At 69.4% G+C, this 18,953-nt stretch carries 18 protein-coding genes and 1 pseudogene; 6 read left to right on the top strand and 13 right to left on the bottom strand.

Going from position 1 to position 18,953, the window contains the following annotated elements; all coding sequences use genetic code 11:
• The first annotated feature begins 155 nt into the window (after window positions 1-155).
• Window positions 156-1,451: a PAS domain S-box protein gene (locus ACFQ7F_RS14845; RefSeq protein WP_383270381.1), complete on the top strand. Its 1,296-nt coding sequence runs from the start codon at window positions 156-158 to the stop codon at window positions 1,449-1,451.
• Here the strand turns inward: ACFQ7F_RS14845 and ACFQ7F_RS14840 are convergent.
• From ACFQ7F_RS14840 to ACFQ7F_RS14825, 4 genes are all read right to left on the bottom strand, one after another.
• Entirely contained in the window at window positions 1,416-2,246 is an 831-nt protein-coding gene (locus tag ACFQ7F_RS14840; RefSeq protein WP_383270379.1) for a phytanoyl-CoA dioxygenase family protein, read from the bottom strand. The genes ACFQ7F_RS14845 and ACFQ7F_RS14840 overlap by 36 nt on opposite strands.
• An 81-nt stretch (window positions 2,247-2,327) precedes the next feature.
• Window positions 2,328-3,224: an SDR family NAD(P)-dependent oxidoreductase gene (locus tag ACFQ7F_RS14835; protein WP_383270377.1), complete on the bottom strand. Its 897-nt coding sequence runs from the start codon at window positions 3,222-3,224 to the stop codon at window positions 2,328-2,330.
• Window positions 3,224-3,655 carry a MarR family winged helix-turn-helix transcriptional regulator gene (locus ACFQ7F_RS14830; protein WP_383270376.1) on the bottom strand — a complete coding sequence of 144 codons (432 nt, stop codon included), beginning with the start codon at window positions 3,653-3,655 and terminating at the stop codon, window positions 3,224-3,226. Before ACFQ7F_RS14830 ends, ACFQ7F_RS14835 begins: the two co-directional genes overlap by 1 nt.
• 69 nt (window positions 3,656-3,724) lie before the next feature.
• Complete coding sequence (locus ACFQ7F_RS14825; protein WP_383270374.1) at window positions 3,725-5,392, bottom strand: alpha/beta hydrolase; 1,668 nt, start codon at window positions 5,390-5,392, stop codon at window positions 3,725-3,727.
• 361 nt (window positions 5,393-5,753) lie between these two features.
• On the opposite strand from ACFQ7F_RS14825, the gene ACFQ7F_RS14820 reads away from it, so the two are divergent.
• The 3 genes from ACFQ7F_RS14820 (at window position 5,754) to ACFQ7F_RS14810 (ending at window position 9,042) form a co-directional block, all read left to right on the top strand.
• On the top strand, window positions 5,754-7,409 hold the full coding sequence (locus ACFQ7F_RS14820) for a methyltransferase domain-containing protein (RefSeq protein WP_383270372.1): 1,656 nt from the start codon (window positions 5,754-5,756) through the stop codon (window positions 7,407-7,409).
• Window positions 7,410-7,574: 165 nt separating this feature from the next.
• Window positions 7,575-8,513, top strand: a complete 939-nt coding sequence (locus tag ACFQ7F_RS14815; RefSeq protein WP_383270370.1) for an immunity 49 family protein — start codon at window positions 7,575-7,577, stop codon at window positions 8,511-8,513.
• Window positions 8,506-9,042, top strand: a complete 537-nt coding sequence (locus tag ACFQ7F_RS14810; protein WP_383270368.1) for a GNAT family N-acetyltransferase — start codon at window positions 8,506-8,508, stop codon at window positions 9,040-9,042. The genes ACFQ7F_RS14815 and ACFQ7F_RS14810 overlap by 8 nt, the downstream gene beginning before the upstream one ends.
• 94 nt (window positions 9,043-9,136) lie before the next feature.
• Here ACFQ7F_RS14810 and ACFQ7F_RS14805 read toward each other — a convergent pair whose 3' ends face one another.
• The 3 genes from ACFQ7F_RS14805 to ACFQ7F_RS14795 all read right to left on the bottom strand — a co-directional run bounded on the left by ACFQ7F_RS14805 (window position 9,137) and on the right by ACFQ7F_RS14795 (window position 11,687).
• Entirely contained in the window at window positions 9,137-10,726 is a 1,590-nt protein-coding gene (locus tag ACFQ7F_RS14805; RefSeq protein ID WP_383270367.1) for an amidase family protein, read from the bottom strand.
• A 125-nt stretch (window positions 10,727-10,851) separates the two neighbouring features.
• Window positions 10,852-11,199, bottom strand: coding sequence for an SRPBCC family protein (locus ACFQ7F_RS14800; protein WP_383270391.1), 348 nt, complete (start codon window positions 11,197-11,199; stop codon window positions 10,852-10,854).
• A 107-nt stretch (window positions 11,200-11,306) separates the two neighbouring features.
• Window positions 11,307-11,687, bottom strand: a complete 381-nt coding sequence (locus ACFQ7F_RS14795) for a MerR family transcriptional regulator (protein ID WP_383270365.1) — start codon at window positions 11,685-11,687, stop codon at window positions 11,307-11,309.
• A gap of 160 nt (window positions 11,688-11,847) precedes the next feature.
• On the opposite strand from ACFQ7F_RS14795, the gene ACFQ7F_RS14790 reads away from it, so the two are divergent.
• Window positions 11,848-12,822, top strand: a complete 975-nt coding sequence (locus tag ACFQ7F_RS14790; RefSeq protein ID WP_383270364.1) for an alpha/beta hydrolase family protein — start codon at window positions 11,848-11,850, stop codon at window positions 12,820-12,822.
• A 12-nt stretch (window positions 12,823-12,834) separates the two neighbouring features.
• Here ACFQ7F_RS14790 and ACFQ7F_RS14785 read toward each other — a convergent pair whose 3' ends face one another.
• The 3 genes from ACFQ7F_RS14785 to ACFQ7F_RS14775 all read right to left on the bottom strand — a co-directional run bounded on the left by ACFQ7F_RS14785 (window position 12,835) and on the right by ACFQ7F_RS14775 (window position 15,148).
• The gene (locus ACFQ7F_RS14785; RefSeq protein WP_383270362.1) at window positions 12,835-13,374 is read right to left on the bottom strand and encodes an SMI1/KNR4 family protein; all 540 of its coding nucleotides are present in this window, start codon (window positions 13,372-13,374) and stop codon (window positions 12,835-12,837) included.
• A gap of 62 nt (window positions 13,375-13,436) precedes the next feature.
• A complete protein-coding gene (locus ACFQ7F_RS14780; RefSeq protein ID WP_383270360.1) occupies window positions 13,437-14,180 on the bottom strand; it encodes a VOC family protein in 744 nt (247 codons plus the stop codon).
• A gap of 107 nt (window positions 14,181-14,287) precedes the next feature.
• Window positions 14,288-15,148, bottom strand: coding sequence for a helix-turn-helix transcriptional regulator (locus tag ACFQ7F_RS14775; RefSeq protein ID WP_383270359.1), 861 nt, complete (start codon window positions 15,146-15,148; stop codon window positions 14,288-14,290).
• Window positions 15,149-15,287: 139 nt separating this feature from the next.
• Here ACFQ7F_RS14775 and ACFQ7F_RS14770 point away from each other — a divergent pair, with 139 nt between their 5' ends.
• Entirely contained in the window at window positions 15,288-15,575 is a 288-nt protein-coding gene (locus ACFQ7F_RS14770; RefSeq protein WP_383270357.1) for an Atu4866 domain-containing protein, read from the top strand.
• A gap of 43 nt (window positions 15,576-15,618) precedes the next feature.
• Here the strand turns inward: ACFQ7F_RS14770 and ACFQ7F_RS14765 are convergent.
• The 3 genes and pseudogenes from ACFQ7F_RS14765 to ACFQ7F_RS14755 form a co-directional block, all read right to left on the bottom strand.
• A pseudogene (locus ACFQ7F_RS14765) lies at window positions 15,619-15,726 on the bottom strand (2-phosphosulfolactate phosphatase); the annotation flags it as partial.
• 21 nt (window positions 15,727-15,747) lie between these two features.
• Window positions 15,748-18,105, bottom strand: a complete 2,358-nt coding sequence (locus tag ACFQ7F_RS14760) for an ABC transporter permease (protein WP_383270356.1) — start codon at window positions 18,103-18,105, stop codon at window positions 15,748-15,750.
• On the bottom strand, window positions 18,102-18,818 hold the full coding sequence (locus ACFQ7F_RS14755; RefSeq protein ID WP_383270354.1) for an ABC transporter ATP-binding protein: 717 nt from the start codon (window positions 18,816-18,818) through the stop codon (window positions 18,102-18,104). The genes ACFQ7F_RS14760 and ACFQ7F_RS14755 overlap by 4 nt, the downstream gene beginning before the upstream one ends.
• Window positions 18,819-18,953 lie beyond the last annotated feature (135 nt).

Genomic DNA, 18,953 nt, shown 5'->3' with positions numbered 1-18,953 from the left:
CGACTCAGGCAAATGCCTGAGTCGCGGGCGAACCACCCCCGGGTCTACCGCCACTTCGGGCCATCGGCCGCGAACCGGGCATGCGCGGGGCAGGGGCGGGATATCCAATGCGCTGTGACTGTGCGTCAGCCAGTCATGTACGGACGGAGACCGCTGTGGACGATTCCAGCCTCAAGGCACTGCTCGAGCACCTTCCCGTGTTCTGGTGGGAAGTCGACGAGCCGTGGCGGGTCCTTGAGCGGGGAGGCGGTGCCTTCGCCGACACGGGTACGGCGCAGCGCTTCCTGGACCGGATGCGCCAGGAACTCTCGGCCCCGGGGCATCCGCCGGAGGAGGGCCGCTGGCAGGCCCGGTTCGACGGCCGCACTTTCGACGTCAGCTGGCCCCTGGACGAGAGCGGCGCCCACAGCCGTACGCGCGGTCTGGCGGTGGAGGTCGATGCCCCGGCAGCGGCCCCCCGCCGGTACGCGGCCTTCGCGGAACTCGTGGACCTCGCCCCGGCCGCCGCCTTCATCCGGGACTGTGACGGGCGCTACCTGTGGGCCAACCACGCCTACGCCCACCTTTACGGCACCGTTCCGGAGCAAGTTGTCGGCAAGTACATCGAGGACTTCGACGCGCCCGCCGATGCCGACCAATTCCGCGCCCTCGACCAGGAGATCCTCACGCGGGGGACGGCGGTGCGCCACACCCTCGGCTACCGACGCCAGGACGGCAGCGCGGGCCGGGCGGTGGGCCACCGCTTCCCCGTACGAGAGAACGGGCAGACCTGCGTCGCGGGCATCTACGTGGATGTCACGGACCACCTGCGCGCCATGGTCCAGCGCCAGGAGGCCGAGGAGAACCTGCAGGCCCTGCGCGACCACAGCGGCCTGCCCTGTGCGCTCCTTTCGGCGAACGGACGCGTGGTCGAGGCGAGCGCGGCGGCCGCCGAACTGTTCCGCCTCAGCCTGCCCGACCTGGTCGGCCGCCGCGTGCACACCCTGCTCGCCCCCGAGCCCGACCTCGACCGGCTGCACCGCAGGTGGAAAGGCCTGATAGCCCGCCGCGTCAGACGGGTGGAGACCTCCGCGGTGCTCGTCGACACCCAGGGGCTGCAGCGCCGCGCGCAGCTCCACCTGACGACGATCGGCCATTCCGCAGCCCGGGCCCGGCACGTCTGGGCCGTCGTCACCCACCAGAGCCTCGCCCACGAAGCCCATCCGTCGCTCACCGCCGCGCAGATCCGCATCCTCTCTCTCCTGGCGGAAGGCAGCAGCAACGGCGACATCGCCACCTCGCTGCAGCTGTCCCGGCAGACGGTCGATTACCACCTCAGCCGTCTGCGCCAACTCCTGGGCGCCGCGACCCGCCCCGCCCTCGTCGCCCGCGCCTACGTCCTCGGCATCCTCGCCCCCCGCGCCTGGCCCCCGCGTTCAGCGACGGCGGCTCATCCGTTCAGCACCGTCTGACGAGCATGGGCCGTCCGGCCCGGGGGCTTCCCGTCCAAGGCCTCGGCGGATCGCGATCTCCACGGGGGAGTACGCGCCGTCGGCCCGCTCCACTTCGTACGGCGCGGCCGGCATCAGCGGCGGCTGAGCCATGAAGCGCGGCCGCATCCCGTGGTGCGGCTGCGCCGCGTGCACCAGGAACGGGTGGCACAGGAAGACGTCGCCCGGGGACCCGGTGGCGAGGGCGAGCGGCCGGTGGTCGGACGCCGCCACCAGGTCGGGGGCGAGGGCCAGGCCGCTCGCCCCCTCCTCCTCGTACGTCTCAAGGACTTTCGGCACGTCGAGGTGCGAGCCGACGCGGATCCGGGTCGGGGCGTCCTCTTCACCGACCTCGCTGAACAGGAACAGCATCAGCAACGCCCGGCCCCGGGAGCGCAGATTGGTGAAGTACCAGCTCTCGCCTTCCGGCAGATAGCTCCCCTCGATGTGCCAGCCCGCGTCGTCCGGCTCCTCCTCGTGCGGGAAGCGCAGCGGGAACGTGCCCAGTGAGTAGCGCGGCTCCCAGCGTCCCGCGCCGACGAGCAGGTCGTACGCGCGGTGCAGGGCCGGGGAGTTGGGTGCGGCGGCGAACGGCCCTTGCGCCATGCCGGCCACCCAGTGCACGGGCTGTGTCCACGTCGCCGGATCGTCCGGGTTGACGCCCGTCTCCCGCCACAGCAGCCGCGCGCAGTCCGCGGCCACGCGCGGCGCGACGGCGCCCTCCAGCTTCACGAAGCCGTCGCGGAGAAAGTGGGTCACCAAGGTCGTGTCATCCATGCCGTCATCGTGCGGCGAGACGGGTCCCCGTCACCCGACATCTTCCGCACCGCCTTTGTCGGGTGTTCCGAGCCCTCAGGGTCACCGGCCTGACGGTCGGATCGTGAGGGGATCCAGTCCGAGGAAGGCTGCGGTTCTGATGTAGACGGTGCGGGCGAGAGCGTCGTTCAGGGCTAGCCGCGAGGGGGTGTCCGGCTGGGATTCGCTGAAGAAGCCGCCGCTGGGGCGCGGTGCGGGCGAGGCGCGGGCGAGCCAGACCGGGGTCTGCACACCTTCGTCCGGGGTGATGGAGAACGGACGGAACAGTGGGGCGGTCAGCCGCATCAGGCCGCCGGCGTTGCTGTTCATCGCGGTGCCTTTGACCATGCCGGGATTGGCGTTGTAGAGGCTCATGCCGTCGGGCAGGCGGCGCGCCAGTTCTCGGGAGGCCAGGAGGCTGACGAGCTTGCTCGTCGCGTAGACGTTGATCTGGTGGTAGAAGCGCTTGCTCCACGATGTCCCCGTGACATCCGGATCGGCGGCGTCGAGCTTGCCGCGCTTCTCCACGAACGAGGACATGTTGATGATCCGCGCTTCGGGCGTGAGCGCCCCTTCGGCCAGGAGGGCGTGGGTGAGCAGGAACGGGGCGTGGTGATTGAGCGCATAGGTGCGTTCCACACCGTCCGGCGTCTGCTCGTACCGGGGGAACGCCGCCCCCGCGTTGTTGATGAGGACGTCCACCGGGTGGCTGTCGGCGGCCAGTTCCGCTGCCAGCGCCCGTACCTGCGACCACTGTTCCAGGTCGGCGGTGTACGTCCTCGGCGGTGCCGCGTCACTGCCCGCAGGGGCCAGGCCGCGCAGGCTGTCGGCGGCGGCCCGGGTGCGTGTCGCGTCCCGGCCGACGAGGACGACGCTCTGCCCGGCCTTGACCAGGTGCCGCGCCGTCACCAGACCCAGGCCGGAGGCTCCGCCCGTGACGACCGTGATCTTGCCGTTCATCACAGTTCCTTTCGGGGGCCGTCGATCGCTTCGCGGAGGAGCGTGTGCAGGCGCAGCCTGCTCTCGTGGTCGAGGCGGGCGAAGGGGGAGTGTTCGGTGGTGTGCCGGATGACGCGATCACGCAGCGCGCATCCCTCGGGGGTGAGCTGGATGACTTTCGCGCGGCGGTCGACGGGGTGGGGCACACGACGGACCAGACCGCGCTTCTCGAGCCGGTCGATCATCGATGTGGCGGTCGAGGCGTCGCACTGCAAGAGGTCGGCCAGACGGCGCGCGGTCATTTCGTGCCCGCGGCTCAGCCTCCACAGCGTATCGGTCTGAGTGTCGGTCAGCCCCACTTCCCGAGCCAGCTCCTTGAGCTCGGTATGCACTTGGGAGCGGATCGCGAACAGGTAGTCGTGGAGCTCTTCGGTCAGCTGCCGGTCATCCATGACCACCAAACTACATGGAAAATCCAATCATGGGAAAATCCATGCAGTTTGCTGTCCTTGATGGGGCGCTCAGAAGCGGTCCGGGGCGTCCCGCTTCTGGTTCTTCCGCGTCTTTGAGTTCGAGGCGGCCGTCGCCTCGCAGGTCACGTCCTTCGCGGGGAGCTTGCCGGTGCGCAGGTAGTCGTTGACCGCGCCGTCCGTGCACGCGTTGCCGTTCGGGTAGACACCGTGGCCCTCGCCGCCGAGGACGGTGACCATTTTCGATCCCTTCAGGTCGGCGTGCAGGGCCTGACCGCTGGGCAGCGGGGTCTGCGGGTCCCACTCGTTCTGGACGATCAGGGAGCCGACCTTGTTGTTCACCTTGGTCGCCGGTTCCGCGGACTTGTCCCAGAAAGCGCAGGGCTTGACGCTGGACACGAAGTCACCGAAGAGCGGGTAACGGCCCTTGTCCTTGACGGCGTCCCGTCGGTAGCTCTCAGGATCGCGGGACCACGCGGCCGAGTTGTCGCCGCACACCACGGCCCAGAGGCTCGCCATCGCGTTGTCGGACGGCACTTCGGCGGCGCCGGCGGGGGTGCCTTCCTTCCCGGCCCCCTCGAATCCGGTGAACGCCGTGAGCTTCTTCGCGGAGGTCGCCGAGGTCGCCGAGGTCATCGAGGTCGCGGAGGCGGGCTTGCCGGCCGCGGCCTTCTTCAGTTCCACGACCCCCTCGGTGGCGGACTCGGGCGTGAAGATCGCCTCGCGCATACCGCTGCGGATGTCATCACCGGTGGTCGGCTGCCCGTCCACCTCGATGGGCTTCTCGTCGGCCTGCGAGACCAGGTCCCACAAGGTCCGGTCGACTTCCTTCGGGGTGTCACCGAGGTCGTACTTCTCCGAGCGCTCGGCGGCCCACTCGGTCCACCGGTCGAACGCGGGCTCGGCGCCGGCCGCCCACCACTGCATCATCCCCCGCCAGGCGCGCGCCGGATCGACCGCGCTGTCCAGCACGAACCGGTCGGCCCGGCCCGGGAAGAGCTGGGTGTAGACGGCGCCCAGGTAGGTGCCGTAGGAGGTACCCACGTACGAGATCTTCTTCTCACCCAGGATCGCCCGGAGCAGGTCCATGTCGCGTGCGGTGTTGCGCGTGGTGATGTGCCGGAGCGTCTCACCCGACTTCTCCCTGCACTTGTTCGCGACGCCGCGCGCCCAGGCGACGTCCTTGCCGAACGTCTCCTCCTTGTACGGCCGCAGCCAGTTCTCCCCCTCCTCCGGCTTCAGGGCGCAGGAGACCGGGCTGCTCTGTCCCACACCGCGCGGGTCGAAGCCGATGAGGTCGTACTTCTGCTGTGTGGACTCGGGGAGCCTGTCCCGCATCCCCATCGGCATGTAGCGCCCCGTCATCCCCGGGCCGCCGGGGTTGGAGAGCAGGACGCCGTGCCGCTTGCCGGGCGCGGTGCTCTTGATCCGGGATATGGCCAGTTCGATGTGCTTGCCCCCGGGGGCCCGATAGTCCAGGGGGACTTGGATCGTGGCGCACTCGAACTCCACCGAAGAGTCGGCGTCACACCGCTTCCACTGAGGCTTCTGCTTCACATAACGGTCCAGCGCGCCCTTGGCGGCGGCGGACGGGGTGGCGGCCGGAGCAGCGGCCGGAGCAGTGGTCGGAGCGGCGGTGGCTGTCGAGGTGGCGAGCACGGGAGCCAGCGTTGCCGTGACGCTGACAGCCAACAGGGACCCCAGACATCGTCTACGCACGTAATCGTTCCTTCGAGTCGCGTGTTCGGACAGGAACGATCATTCCGGTGACGTACGTCGGTGACATCCGCCGGGCGGCCCCAACTCCCGTACATCCTGGGAGGGATGCGACGGACGTACATGATCCTTTGGTCGTAGGCGAGCGGACTTGGTGAATCACCGCATCGGTTTCACGCCAACCTCCGCCATGTATACGGCGTTTGCAGGAATGAAGCCTCCGAGGGTGGATAGCGATGCCCTCGACACCTCGACCCAAGTTCGCCCGGACATAACCGGGCGAACCAGTCATAGCCCGAACGCGAGCTCCACAAACGAGCCACATAAGAGAAGAATCCCCACAATTGAAGGGTTCTCCATCATCGTGCAACCGGCCCAAGAATTCGGCGACAACCCTGTCGAAGTACGAGAAACCGGGCACTACACGGAGGAATACGTACCCAGCTTCGTCGAGAAGTGGGACTCACTCATAGATTGGGAGAAACGGGCGGAGAGCGAGGGGTCGTTCTTCGTCGACCTGCTGCGCAAGCGGGGTGTGCGAAGCGTCCTCGACGTCGCGACGGGCACCGGATTCCACTCGGTGCGCCTGCTCGCCACGGGGTTCGAGACCGTCAGCGCCGACGGCAGTGCCGAGATGCTGTCCATGGCCTTCGCGAACGGTATGAAGAGGGGCGGCCACATCATGCGGGTCGTCCAGGCCGACTGGCGCTGGCTCAACCGCGATGTGCACGGCGAGTACGACGCCATCGTCTGTCTCGGCAACTCCTTCACGCATCTGTTCTCGGAGCGCGACCGCCGCAAGGCGCTCGCCGAGTTCTACGCGATGCTCAAGCACGACGGCATCCTGGTCCTCGACCAGCGCAACTACGACGCGATGCTGGACGACGGCTACACCAGCAAGCACAGGTACTACTACTGCGGTGAGGACGTCGCCGTGGAGCCTGAGTACGTCGACGAGGGGCTGTGCCGCATGCGGTACAAGTTCCCGGACGACTCCGTGTACCACCTCAACATGTTCCCGCTGCGCAAGGATTACACCAGGAAGCTCATGACGGACGTGGGCTTCCAGCGGGTGGAGACGTACGGAGACTTCCAGCACACGTACCGCGGCGATGACCCGGACTTCTTCGTGCATGTGGCGGAGAAGGAGTACCGCACGGAGGACGAGCAGAGCGGCGCCTACACCGGCGCGGTCGGCACCGCCCGCAGCTACTACAACTCGCCCGACGCGGACACCTTCTACGCCAAGGTGTGGGGCGGCGAGGACATCCACATCGGCCTCTACGAAAATCCCCGCGAATCGATCGCGGACGCCAGCCGCCGCACGGTCCAGCGGATGGCCGGCAAGCTGTCTCTGACCGGGGAGTCGGTGGTCCTCGACCTGGGCTCGGGCTTCGGCGGCTCCGCCCGTCAACTGGCCGAGGGGCAAGGCTGCCGGGTGATCGCGCTCAACCTGAGCGAGGTCGAGAACCAGCGCCACAAGGAGCTCAACGCGGGCCGCGGCCTCACCGACCGCATCGACGTCGTGGACGGTTCCTTCGAGGACATTCCGTACGGCGACGGTGAGGTCGATGTCGTCTGGTCCCAGGACGCCTTCCTGCACAGCGGAAACCGCGTCAAGGTCCTGGAGGAGATCGCCCGGGTACTCCGGCCCGGCGGCCACCTGATCTTCACCGACCCGATGGCCGCGGACGACTGCCCGGCGGGTGTGCTGCAGCCGATCCTCGACCGTATCCACCTGGACGACATGGGCTCACCCGGCTTCTACCGGCGGGAGTTGTCCAGGCTCGGCTTCACCCCTGCCGAGGGCACGGACGGCGGCTTCGAGGAGCACGCCGAACAGTTGACCACGCATTACGCACGCGTGCTTGAGGAGACGGCACGGCAGGAGGCGGACGGTCTGGCCCGGCAGATCAGCCACGACTATCTGTCCCAGATGAAGAAGGGCCTCGGTCACTGGATCGACGGGGGCCGCCAAGGGCACCTGACGTGGGGCATCTTCCACTTCGTGCGCGACTGATCGGCTGAGCGGTGCCTGCGCGCGGCGGTCGAGACGGCTCTACGTCTGGCCGTCGCGCGCGGGCGGGCACCCTCGGGGCGGCAAACTCAGACCCTGGCGCGTGTCACACCGCCCGGGGAGAACGCCGGAGGCCGGGTTGTCAGTGGCGGCTGGCAGGATGAATGGATGGGGATCAACGACGTGCCGCGCCATCCGATAAGCCAGCAGCGTTCGGAGCAGGCCATCGGCGACAAGACGGACCGTGTTCAATGCCGTTTCGAGGACGTCTACTACCACGAGTACCCGCTGCGCGAGATGTTGTCGGAGCTCGGCGAGGAGCTGCTCGACCACGTTGCCGCACGCAGCGTGCACGATCCCGACCTCCAGGACGAACGCACCCGGCTCGCTCTGACCACGGCGGCCGAATCGCTCTTCGGCGTACTGGAGCTTGGCTGCTGCCCGGGCGGCGACTGGGAGATCCCTTTCCCGCTCACCCGCACGCGCTTCAGCAGCGAGGAGAAGGACTTCGACGAGATGCGGGACGCGACCGACACGATCACCGCCCGCACTTGGGTCGAAGCGTTCGACATCTGTGTGGCCAGCGGTCTGGTGGGGGACTGGGAGCGGGTGATCGGGCTGCTGCTCCGACAGGATTACGCCCCCATGCTGCACAAGAACTTGCCCTATGCGCAGCGTGACTCGGTCTCCGACCCGGCCGACCTCGCGCACATGGACGCCCTGTGCGGCTATCTGACCCCGTCCCGGGGTCATCTCCCCCGGGACTGGCCGCAGGTGCCGCTGTGCAAGCCATCCATCGACGAGCGGCTCGACGCGGCGCTGGCCCTGGACGCCGCCGGAGCGACGAGCCCCGACCAGCGGCTGCTGCGCATCCTGCTCCGGGACGACCAGGCCGCCTTCGAGCACGCGCTGCACCAACGCCTGGTGGAGCACCGCGTCGGCGTCGGCGATGATCCCGCGCCCCGGAGCCTGCTGCCGCTGGGCGCCATCGCCCTGGCCGCGCTCGCCGTGCAGGTGCACGGCTGGAACCTGCGGATCAAGTCCGGCTATCTGCCTGCCTCGCTGCTGACCGCCCCCGTGCCACCGAAGCCTGAGGCCCATGTCTGAGAACCCCTCCTCTCCAGCACCGACCGCGGTGCGGCTCCCTCGGTACACGAAGACGGAGCAGGACGAGATCCTCGGCGACGGCGATGATCCCTTCGGTGTTGCCGCGGCCGGCTTGGCCTGGCTGCCCAAAGAAGAACACTTCGGCATCAGACACGGCGACCGGCTCGTGGCACACGCCGGTCTGCTGCGGCTGCCGGTTGCGGTCGGCGACGCCGAGACAGAGGTGATCGGCGTCGGTGGCGTGGCCGTCGCCCCCGACATGCAAGGCCAGGGGCTCGCTCGGCTCGTCCTCACGGCGGCACTCGACCACGCGCGCACGATGGGCCCTCGGCACGCGCTCCTGTTCTGCAGACCTCCCCTCGTGCCGCTTTATCAGCGCCTCGGATGGCACCCGCTCGACAAGGACGTACTCGTCGAACAACCCGAAAGCCGCCTGGTGACCATGCCGCTGCGGACCATGGTGACGCCCCTGCGCGACAACGCGTACTGGCCTGCGGAGCCAGTGCGTCTGTTCTCGCTCCCGATGTGAGGCCGCTGTCGCGGCCGCCTCGGCGGCACCGTGGTCGGTGATCGAGCGGCCTAGTCGTTGCTCGCTCCCGAATTCGGCGGCGTGCACTCCGTGTTCACCGTGACGCGCCTGACCCGGCCGTCGGCAGGTAGCGCGGTGCTCGCCAGGCCTTCAGTCGGTGCTCCACTGCGGCGCCCAAGGACAGGAGCTTGGTGTCCTGGTGGTCACCGGCCATCAGGAGCAGGCCGACCGGCAGTTCGTTCACGGACCCGGCGGGCACGGAGAGGGACGGATATCCGGCGACGGCCGCCGGTGTGGAGGACGGGATGACGTCGTTGTCGCCGCGCGCGCAGTCGGTCGTCCAGGCGGGCGGGTTGGTGGGCGCGGCGATGGCGTCCAGGTGATGGGCGGCCACGGTCTCGTCGATGGAGCGCCGGGACAGGTCCTTCAACTCGGCGCGCATAGCAAGGTATTTGGGGTCGGTGGTGGGCGGCGCGGCGAGCGCCTGCTCGAACAGCTCCTGGCCGGCGAAACAGGTCTGTTCCTCGGAGTGGCCGCGGTTGAACTCGATCAGCTCGGCGAGATTTCGGGGTCCTTCGCGCGTACCGAGGTAGGCGTCGATGTCCCGGTGGAACTCGCTGAGCAGCGCCGGGAATTCGAGTTCGGCGAGCCGCGCCTGATACGGGGGTGTCACCTCGACGATCACGGCACCGGCCTTGCGCAGCTTCTTCGCCGTACGGCTCATCACCGCGTCCACGTCGGATCCGAGCGAGGGCAGGCGCCACAGGCCGATCCGCTTGCCGCGGAGGCTGGTGCCGTCACCGCGCGAGCCCTTGCCACCCGAGCTCTTGCCACCTGAGCTCTTGCCACCGCTCAGCACCGAAAGAGTGAGCGCGGTGTCGATCACGTTGCGTGCCATGGGTCCGGCCGTGTCCTGCTCGGCGGAGATCGGCACCACGCCCGACTGGCTTACCAGGCCGAGGCTTGGCTTGTGGCCGACGATGCCGTTCATCCCGGCCGGGCACACGATGGAGCCGTCCGTCTCGGTGCCGATCGCCACCTGCGACAACGACGCGGCGAGCGCGGCGGCCGATCCTGCGGAGGACCCGCACGGATTCCGGTCGAGGACGTAGGGGTTGTTGGTCTGCCCGCCCACCGCCGACCATCCCGAAGTCGGCTTGGCCGCGCGGAAGTTGGCCCACTCGGACAGATTGGTCTTGCCGAGTATCACCGCCCCCGCCTTCCGTAGCCGGGTCACCAGTGCGGCATCGGTGTCGGGCGGGCTCCCGGCGAGCGCGAGCGACCCGGCCGTCGTCAGCATGTCGCGGGTGTTCACGTTGTCCTTGAGCAGGACGGGGATGCCGTCGAGCGGCCCAAGGGTCTCGCCCCGCCGGTGCCTGGCGTCGCTGGCGGCCGCCTGGCGCAGGGCCGTCGGGCTGGTCCGCAGCACCGAGTGAATCTTGGGATCGACGTTCTCGATCCGCCGCAGGTAGGCCAGGGTCAGTTTCGACGAGGTCAGCGAACCGCCCGCCATGCGCGCCTGTAACTCCGGAATCGTCACGGTGTCCAGGTCGACCCCGGATGCGAGCGGTGACCCGGTCGGCGGCGACGAACTGTCGGTGCCACGCTCGGCAGCTTGCGCACCAGTATTCGGTACGCCTGTCAGGAGGGACCCCGCGACAAGGGCGGCGGTCATTGCGGCCATGCTCCTCTTCCCCATGCGGATCAGCGGACTACACGGGCAGCGTCCGGCGCAAGGGTGCGGGGCTTGCGCAGATCGCAAAGATGGCAAAGATCGCAACGTTCGGTGCGTGGGATGCCGACATCGCTTCAGTCGTGGACCAGACGACGCAGTGCGCGGCGGGCCAGCGGCGCATACGCCAGCACGGCCAGCGCGGGGCCGTCGATGTGCAGCTCGGTCTCCGTGCCGGACGGAGTGCGGGCTCGGACGGCGTGCCACAGGCGCATCCGTACCGGACCCGCCTGGACCCGCCACCGCCAGGTGCGGGCCTGATGGTCGACGGCCTCGATGACGAAGGCGACGCCGGGCCCCACCACGGGCACCACCCGGCCACGCATGCCCGCCCGCAGCTCGGCCTCCGCCTCCACCGCCCGGATCTGCGGGGCCCACGTGGGCCAGGCCGCCGTCCGTACGTACCGCTGCCAGACCGTCTCCACACTTGCCGTGCCCACAGCACGCACCGTTCTTCTCACCTCCCCACCATGCTCGCGGAAAGGCGGTAAGTGCCTGCTGAGCAGTCCGGTCCGGTCCGGCCCGTTCCGGTCTACGTGATGGTCTCCGGGCGGCAGGACCTGCCCGTGAGCAGATTGTCCCCGGCGGCGGAGACGACGGAATCGAGCCGGTTGCGGGCGTGCGTCAGGTCGGTGATGCGCTGGTCGATGCGGTCGCGCTCGGTGGCCAGTCGTTCGAGCAGCCCCGGAGTGGCGTTGCCGTCGACGACACACGGCATCAGCTCCACGATCGTCTTGCTGGAAAGCCCGGCGGCGTAGAGCTGTTGGACCAGCTCGACCTGGTCGACCGCGCTCAGCGGATAGTGGCGCTGACCGCTGGGACTGCGCTCGGAGATCAGCAAGTGCTGCTCCTCGTAGTAACGCAGGGCTCTGACGCTGACGCCGGTCCGGGCGGCGAGTTCTCCGATGCGCATCTTCATCTCCTTCGTGACCCACCATGACCACCATGGCCTACGCCGAATGACTTGCCTCTCACGTCAACGTCAGGTTTTAGCGTAGCTCGCGGGCGCCTCGACGAGAGGCCGCCGATGGCTCCACTTCAAAGCCCGCACCACGTGAAGGAAGCGCAGTCCCATGACCGATCCGACACCCGCGAGGAACGGCGTCACCGGCGCCCCTGACCCCGCCTCCGCTCTCACCCCCGCCCCCGCTCCGATCATCTCGGTGAAGCCGATCGTGCTGTCCGCACCCGAACGCGGTGAGGACCTGCACGTACGCGTATCCGCCCCGGCCACCGGGCACGACCTGCCGATCGTCCTCTTCGCGCACGGATTCGGCTCGAACCTGGACGGCTACGCGCCACTGGTGGATCACTGGGCCGCTCACGGCTTCGTGGTGATTCAGGCGACCCATCTCGACTCCAAGAGGCTGCACCTCGCCGCGGACGACCCCCGCAAGCCTCAGTTGTGGCGCTACCGCGTGCAGGACATGAAGCGCGTTCTCGACGAGCTCGACACGCTGGAGGCGGCCGTTCCCGCCCTGGCCGGGCGGGTGGACCGCCGTCGGATCGTCGCGGCCGGGCATTCCTTCGGCGGGCAGACGGCAGGCATCCTGGCGGGCCTGCGCGTCGTCGACCCGCAGACCGGGATCGCGGAAGACATGTCCGATCCGCGGGTCCGGGCGAGCATTCTGCTGGCCACAGCCGGCAGAGGCGGCGACGGCCTGACCCCCTTCGCCCGCGACAACCTTCCCTGGCTGCGTGACCAGGACTTCTCCCACATCACCGCCCCGACCCTGGTGATCGCCGGGGACAAGGACGAACTCCCGCTCACCACCCGGGGAGCTGCCTGGACGACCGACCCGTACACCCTGAGCTCCGGCGACAAGCACCTGCTCACCCTCTTCGGCGGTCAGCACTTCCTCGGCGGCATCTCCGGCTACGAGGCGGCGGAGACCACCGACGAGAGCCCCGAGCGCGTGACCCTGATCCAGCAGATCACCCTCGCCTACCTGCGCCACGTCACCGACATCGCCGACACCGACTGGGCAGCGGCCCGAACCGCCCTGGCCGAGGACGCTCACCCACTGGGGCGGCTGGAGTCGAAGTAGGCGTCCAGGCGCCTAGAGGATCTCGTCGTTCGAGTCGAACAGATGCTCATCCAAGGGGAAGTCGGGGAAGTAGATCGTCTCCGCTTCTCCGGCGAGAACGGCGAGCAGGAAGGAGGTGCATGAACGGGGGTGGTATTCCCATTCCGGACCCCGGCCCTCGTTGAAGAGGGTGGTCCACTCCTCGGGTTTCTGCCCCGGCCGACGCAGCCAGTACAGCATGGCGCCGCTGCCCTCGATGTACGCCCAGGGCAGCACCTCGGCCCCGTCGTCTCGCAGCAGTTGCGGCGGCTTGGGTTCGATCTGCCACAAGTCGGCCAGGATCTCCGCGCATTCCTTGGCCTGGGTCAGGAGGTTGCAGTCCTGATCCGGGCATTCGGGATCCAGGAGCCAGATGGTCTCGTCGAAGACCCCGCCCCCGTAGCACTCGACGAGTTCCTTGTAGTCCTGAGGCAGGGCGGTGCCGAGCCGCTGCTCCACGGCGGCCCAGTCCCGTGAGCGGCGGGGACCGGCAGGGGGAACAAGGACCGTAAGGCGTTCGACGGCGGAGGGCATCTGGATCGGCGTCCTTGTCTTGTAAGGCCTGGTTCCGTGTCGGGCGCCGCGGAGGCTCCGTGTCAGGCGCGGCCGAGGACGCAGAACTCATGGCCCTCCGGGTCGGTCAGGCACTTCCACGGGACGTCGCCCTGGCCGAGGTCGAGATCGGTGGCGCCGAGCGCGCGCACCCGGGCCACCTCCGCCTCTTGATCGTCACCGGGGTACGGCAGCAGGTCGATGTGAACGCGGTCCGGCACGGTCTTCTCGCCGGGCGTGCGGAGGAACTCGAGATACGGGCCGACACCCTTGGCGGAACGCAGCACCGCATGGTCGTCGGTCACCTCGTGCAGGGTCCAGTCCATCGCCTCGTCCCAGAACCGCGCCATGGCCCGCGGATCCACGCAGTCGACCACCACCGCGGCGATCGGCCCGGTGTCCCGGTAGACCTCCCGAGGCTCGAGTACGCAGAACTCGTTGCCCTCCGGGTCGGCGAGGACCGTCCACGGCACGTCGCCCTGGCCCACGTCGGCGGGCGTCGCACCGAGAGCCTGGAGGCGTGCGACCAACTCCGCCTGATGGGCCACAGAGGTGGTGGCGAGATCGATGTGCACGCGGTTCTTTGTCGTCGTCTTGGCCTCCGGGACCGTGACGACGTCGACGCAGACGGCGACCGCGTCCGGCCAGACGAAGCCGCCGCCGGGTTCGACGTTGGTCACGCCGGGGCCCTCGCTGGAAACACCCCAGCCGAGCGCCTCCGCCCAGAACTGGCCGACCGCCGAGTCATCAAGAGCCTTCATGTTCACATTCACGGGTCGCAGTGCCATGCCGACGACCCTATGCACTGGGCAACGACATCGGCAGGTGCCGTCGCCAAACAGAGATCAACTCGCTCGCCGGCCGCAGTGCTCAGGCGAACACGTCGGACCTCGGGTCAGTAGCTGTTGCGGGAACCAGGTTCAGGTTCGGTGTGGCGGCGGGTGGCGTGGAGGGAGCCGAGGAGGCCGAGGGCCTGGGCGCTGGGGCTGCCGGGTTCGGCGTGATAGATGACGAGTTGCTGGCCGGGGGCTTCGCGGACGTCGAAGGACTGGTAGGTGAGAGCGAGGGGGCCGACGTCCGGGTGGAGGAGGTGCTTGGCGTCCTGTGTCTTGCCGCGAACGGTGTGCGCCTGCCACAGGTGAGTGAAGGTCGTGCTGTGCTCCTTGAGGGTGTCCACGAGTTCCCGTAGCCGGGGGTTGCCGGGATCGAAGCCGGCTGCCTGGCGCAGATTGGCGACAGTGGCCTGGGCCGCCCGCTCCCAGTCCGTGTAGAAGTGCCGGCAGGCAGGGTCCAGGAAGGTCATGCGGGCCAGGTTGTCCGCCGGGGTGAACGGGGCGTAGAGCGCGTCGGCCAGGGCGTTGGTGGCGAGAAGGTCCAGGTTCCGGCTCATGACGAAGGCCGGGGTGTGGGCGTAGCCGTCCATCAACTGGCGTAGTGAGGAGCTGACTTGCTCGGTGACGTGGGCGGGGGACCGGTCCTGTGATGGAGCTCCGGCCAGCCGGTACAGGTGGGCCCGGGCGTCCGCGTCGAGGTGCAGTGCGCGGCCGATGGCGTCCAGTACCTGGGGCGAGGGGTGGCGTTCGCGTCCCTGTTCCAGGCGGGTGTAGTAGTCGGCGTTCACGCCGGCCAGGACGGCGACCTCCTCGCGGCGCAGCCCGGTGACTCTGCGGACGCCGTAGCTCGCCATGCCGACATCCTCCGGCCGCAGGCCGGCGCGGCGCGCGCGCAGGAACTCTCCCAGGTCATTGTCGTCCATGCCCTCAGGCTAGGCGGCGGCCCCGCGCCCTGCCTGGGTGTGCCGCACCCAGGCAGCGCCCGCCCTGGTCGCCCCCTTCCGACCTGCGCAGACTCGGCGGAGTACGACATCACCGCGCCACGAGAGAAGGAAGATCGCCATGAGCGGAGATACCCAGGCCGTCCGTAGCGGCCGCGCACCCGAGAACGCCGACGTGGTCGGCATGTGGGTGACCGCGGACGGCCACATCCGACAGGAACTGCTGCCGAGCGGCCGCTACGACGAGGCCCGGGGCACCCGGCGCAGCGCGTACACCGGCCGGTACACGGTGTCCGGCAACCACCTGGAGTACGTGGACGACACCGGCTTCACGGCCACGGGCGACATCCGGGACGGAGTGCTCCACCACGAGCACCTCGTGCTGTACCGCGAAGCGGAGTCCTCGTGACGGAGCAGACCGACGGACCGGCAGCGGTCGGCTTCCCCGCCCCTCAGATCGAGGCCTCGTCGAACGGCGAAGGCACGGCGCACGGACGCAGGACCATCAGCGAGTCTTCCAAGGCCGCCACCATGGCGAAGGGAAACCGGTCGAGCCGGAGAGTTGGCGACGTCACATCGGCCTATTCGGTGCGCAGGGCCGTGGCGGTGCGGGCCCTGGCGGCCCAGCCCGCGGGCAGGAGGGCACCCAGGGTGGCGATGAGCAGGCCGCCCAGTGCGAGCGGGAGCAATTCGGCCGGGTGATAGACGGCCATGACCGAGTCGGGGAAGCGGAGCCCCACGCTCTCGCCCATCGCGGGCATGACCCAGCCGTGCAGGGCGACGCCGAGTGGCACGCCCACGGCGCCCGCGACAAGTCCGGTCACGACGACCGAGGTGAGGACCATCGCGACGGTCTGCCGCGGCGTCATGCCGAGCGCCTTGTGGACACCGATCTCCCGGACGCGCTCGCGGGTGTCGAGCAGTACGCCGTTGAGTACGCCGAGCGCGGCGACGGCGACCAACATCAGTGTGAGGATCGCCGACAGCGCGTTGAGCGTGACGACCATGTCGCCACCTGCGTCGAGCCCGCCGACCTGAGCGGTGACCCCCAGGGATTCCAAGTCCTTGTTCAGCGCCGCGACATAGGCGGATGCATCGGTGCCTGACGTGACCGCGATGTGATGGCTCGTGTCCGTCAGGTCGGGATGTGCGGCCGTGAGGGTCGAGGCGTCGGTGAAGACCTGCATGCCGTCATTGCGGGGGTCGAGGACCTCGCCGACGATCCGGACCGTGACCGGCTCGGACAGGCCGTCGAGGGTGACGGTGTCACCGATGCGGGTGCCGGTGGCGGCCAGGAAGGGGGTGGGGACAACGGCCTCGCCGGGCCTGTCGATCCAGCGGCCCGAGACCATCCTGTAGCCGCCCCAGGAAGCGTCGCCGGTGAAGGCGACCGCGTCGATGGTGCCGGGCAGGCCGGACACTGTCGTGCGTACCGTCGAGGCGCTGTAGTACTTCCCGGTTCCCGCGTCGGCCTTGATGGCCGCCGCGACCGCGGCGGGATCCGCCTTGGGCTGTTTCTTGGGATCGGGGCCTTGGGGGCCTTGGGGGCCGAAGTCCGGCATGGGAGCGGGCACCACGACGTCGGCCACGTCGTGGGCCTTGGCCTTCATCACCTGGCCGAGCGTGGCGCCCATCCCCACGGTGAAGGTGACGGCGACGGCGCCGAAGAGGATCGCGGTGCCCATGGCCAGCGCGCGGGCGGGCCGCGCGAAGGGCCGGGCCAGGCCCAGGGCGACCGGCCGCGGCAACGGCAGCCGTCCGGCCAGGCGTACCGCCCACCGGCCGCGCCCCGCCGAAGCGGTACGCCCGACGGCGAGCGCGTCGACCGTACGCAGCCGACCGGCACGCCAGGCACTCGCCCACGCGGTCGCCGCCACCAGGCCGAGCACCCCCGCGATCACCGCCAGGTCGACCCCGGGTGCGATGGCCAGGGACGAGGTGCCGTAGACCTCCTCGGTCTCGGCCAGTACGGGGACGGCGAGCAGATGGCCCGCTAGGACACCGAGGGCCGTGCCCACGGTGGCCGGGATCAGCGCCTGGCCCACGTAGGCCCGTACGACCTGAGCCGGGGTGAAGCCGACGGCCTTGAGGATGCCGATGCGGCGCATTCCCGTACCGACCGCCGATGCGACGACGTTGCCGACGGTGAGCACCGACATGACCAGGCCCAGGGCGCCGAACGCGACGAGGAAGGGGACATAGAGAGCGGTGTCCTGCTCGGCGGTCTTCTTGACGGTGAGCCAGGACTGTTCGCCGACGGCTGCTCCCTGCGGCAGCGGCGCCGTCACGGCTCTTCCGCCCGCGGTGATCTGCGCGGCGCTGTCTGCCGCGGTGAAGCGGTAGAGCATCTGGTAGCCGCCGTTGCCGGGTGCGGTCAGCGCCGGCATCTGGGACGGAACCACCCAGGCGTCGGCGGTCCGTGTGACCGAGCGGGCGACGCCGACCACCGTCAGCGTCGGAACGCCGCGCACATGGGAGAAGGCGAGCTTCCTGCCCAGGGTCGGGATGAGCGAGGAGTCGGTCGACAGCACGATCTCGCCGGAACGGGTGGGCCACCGTCCGTCGAGGAGCATCACCTCGTCCACGTCCTGGCCGGGATCGCCCCGGCCTGCCACGGTCATCGGCCACCCGGGGCCCGTCTCGTCCGCCCGCGGGGTGACCGTGGCCGTACGGAACGGCCCGGCTGCGCCGCTGACCCCTGCGGCGTCCTTGGACTTCGTCAGCTGTCCGGCACTCACCTTGCCCGCGGCGAACTGGACGGACAGATGCGCACCGTGGTGCTCGGCGAACGCGTCGTCGAAGGGTGCGCTGGAGATCGCGAGCAGCGTTCCGCCGAGGACGGAGGCGGCCACAGCCATCATCGTGGCGAGAGTGATCACCAGTGTCTGCACCCGGCGTCGTCCCACGCCCGAGCGCACCACCTTGCCGAGCGCGCTCATCGAACGGCCTTCGGGGCGAGGCTCGCGAGGTTCTGCGACCCGGTGTCCCCGGTGATCCGGCCGTCGCCGATCCGGAGGGTGCGCGTGGTGCAGGCGCGGGCAAGCGCCAGGTCGTGGGTGACGACGACGATGGTCTGGCCCTCGGCGTTGAGGTCGGAGAGCAGCCTGCTGACGTCCTGTCCTGCGGCCGTGTCCAGGGCTCCGGTCGGCTCGTCGGCCAGGAGCAGCGGCGGCCGGTTCATCAACGCCCGGGCCACCGCGACGCGTTGCCGCTCACCGCCGGAAAGACGCCCCGGATAAGCGCGGGCGTGCCGGTCGATGCCGAGGTTCTCCAGGAGCTCCGCCGCCCGGCGGTCCGCCTCCGTTCGTGCCATCCCCGCGAGCCGCGCGGGCAGCACGACATTGTCGGCGACGGTCAGATCGTCGAGCAGATTGAAGAACTGGAAGACCATGCCGATCTTCGACCGCCGGTACAGCGCCGATCCGGCTTCGCCCAGCTGATCCACCCGCACCCCGTCCACGGTCACGGTCCCCGTGTCCGGCCGGTCCAGGCCCGCGATCAGATTGAGCAGGGTGGACTTACCGCTGCCGGAAGGGCCGAGGACGGCGACGGCCTCGCCGCTCCGCACGGTCAGCGACGCCTCGTGCAGGGCGGGCGGACCACCGTCGTACCGGCGGCTCACCTCGTGCAGTTCGATCACCGGCAGGGTCATGAAGGGCTCCTTGCGTAAGGGCAGTTGGCTGCGTGAACGCTAGGAGCGGGCCAGGCTCGTCCGCGTCGCCCGCCCGAACCCATTGCGGTACCCCGCTGGGACGATCCCCCGAAACGTCATCCCTGCGATGTAGGC

This window comes from Streptomyces sp. NPDC056486 (genome assembly GCF_042795295.1).
Lineage (GTDB): Bacteria > Actinomycetota > Actinomycetes > Streptomycetales > Streptomycetaceae > Streptomyces.
The sequence above is the reverse complement of the archived record's forward strand: the minus strand, read 5'-3'. Positions and strand labels throughout refer to the sequence as shown.

What these genes read in the sequence shown, in the direction of transcription:
- ACFQ7F_RS14775 (WP_383270359.1), bottom strand. Translation starts at nt 15,148, where the DNA reads ATGGACGACAATGACCTGGGAGAGTTCCTGCGCGCGCGCCGCGCCGGC.
- ACFQ7F_RS14835 (WP_383270377.1), bottom strand. Translation starts at nt 3,224, where the DNA reads ATGAACGGCAAGATCACGGTCGTCACGGGCGGAGCCTCCGGCCTGGGT.
- ACFQ7F_RS14830 (WP_383270376.1), bottom strand. Translation starts at nt 3,655, where the DNA reads ATGGATGACCGGCAGCTGACCGAAGAGCTCCACGACTACCTGTTCGCG.
- ACFQ7F_RS14810 (WP_383270368.1), top strand. Translation starts at nt 8,506, where the DNA reads ATGTCTGAGAACCCCTCCTCTCCAGCACCGACCGCGGTGCGGCTCCCT.
- ACFQ7F_RS14815 (WP_383270370.1), top strand. Translation starts at nt 7,575, where the DNA reads ATGGGGATCAACGACGTGCCGCGCCATCCGATAAGCCAGCAGCGTTCG.
- ACFQ7F_RS14790 (WP_383270364.1), top strand. Translation starts at nt 11,848, where the DNA reads ATGACCGATCCGACACCCGCGAGGAACGGCGTCACCGGCGCCCCTGAC.
- ACFQ7F_RS14785 (WP_383270362.1), bottom strand. Translation starts at nt 13,374, where the DNA reads ATGCCCTCCGCCGTCGAACGCCTTACGGTCCTTGTTCCCCCTGCCGGT.
- ACFQ7F_RS14840 (WP_383270379.1), bottom strand. Translation starts at nt 2,246, where the DNA reads ATGGATGACACGACCTTGGTGACCCACTTTCTCCGCGACGGCTTCGTG.
- ACFQ7F_RS14805 (WP_383270367.1), bottom strand. Translation starts at nt 10,726, where the DNA reads ATGGCCGCAATGACCGCCGCCCTTGTCGCGGGGTCCCTCCTGACAGGC.
- ACFQ7F_RS14795 (WP_383270365.1), bottom strand. Translation starts at nt 11,687, where the DNA reads ATGCGCATCGGAGAACTCGCCGCCCGGACCGGCGTCAGCGTCAGAGCC.
- ACFQ7F_RS14780 (WP_383270360.1), bottom strand. Translation starts at nt 14,180, where the DNA reads ATGGCACTGCGACCCGTGAATGTGAACATGAAGGCTCTTGATGACTCG.
- ACFQ7F_RS14760 (WP_383270356.1), bottom strand. Translation starts at nt 18,105, where the DNA reads ATGAGCGCGCTCGGCAAGGTGGTGCGCTCGGGCGTGGGACGACGCCGG.
- ACFQ7F_RS14770 (WP_383270357.1), top strand. Translation starts at nt 15,288, where the DNA reads ATGAGCGGAGATACCCAGGCCGTCCGTAGCGGCCGCGCACCCGAGAAC.
- ACFQ7F_RS14755 (WP_383270354.1), bottom strand. Translation starts at nt 18,818, where the DNA reads ATGACCCTGCCGGTGATCGAACTGCACGAGGTGAGCCGCCGGTACGAC.